We start from the raw sequence: 736 nt of genomic DNA on the forward strand, positions 1-736 counted from the left end.
CTCACAACATCGTCATCACCATCACCGGTGTTAACGACTTACCGAGCATTGTCAGTGGCGCCAGCGATGACGCGACCGAAGACGCGGCGGTGGATCTCGATAACGACGGTAATTTAGTCGCCAGCAACACCTTAGTGATCAGCGATACTGACGCTAATGAAGAGACCTTTATTGCCGGCGCAGGCACGCCAGTGGGCACAACCTACGGCGCGCTGACCATTGGCACAGACGGTCAGTGGAGCTACAAAGTCGACAACAGCTCAGCGCCAATCCAATCGTTGGATGTGGGCGATACGCTGACGGAATCCTTTATTGTAAAAAGTGCCGACGGCACGGAGCACACCATTACGGTGACCGTGAATGGCGCAGAAGATCCAAGCATCATCAGCAGTTACGAGCCGGGCTCAGTGATTGAAGACACGGCGGGTATTTTGACCGACAGTGGTGATCTTGATATCGCTGATGCCGACAGCGGTGAAGCGCAGTTCGATATTACGCGTGTTGAAGGGCAACAAAATGGCAATGGCGACTCGCCATTGGGCAGCTTAACCATTACCGCAGACGGGCAGTGGAGCTACAGCGTTGATAATTCATTGACGGGTGTGCAAGAGCTGGGTGATGGCGACAGCCGTGACGAGGTGTTCCGCGTGTACTCGATTGATGGCAGCAGCTATCAAGACATCGTTGTGACCATCCAAGGGGTGGATGGCGCGCCAACCATCGTCAGTGGTGATAC

The 736-nt window shown here is 54.6% G+C and carries 1 protein-coding gene; it reads left to right on the forward strand.

Features of this window, described 5'->3' with window-relative positions; genetic code table 11:
• Positions 1 to 736 (forward strand): VCBS domain-containing protein (locus M9196_RS23270; protein WP_250619882.1); only part of this gene is annotated, 736 nt, incomplete at both ends.

The sequence above is a fragment of the Vibrio methylphosphonaticus genome, from assembly GCF_023634655.1.
GTDB classification, from domain to species: Bacteria; Pseudomonadota; Gammaproteobacteria; order Enterobacterales; family Vibrionaceae; genus Vibrio; species Vibrio methylphosphonaticus.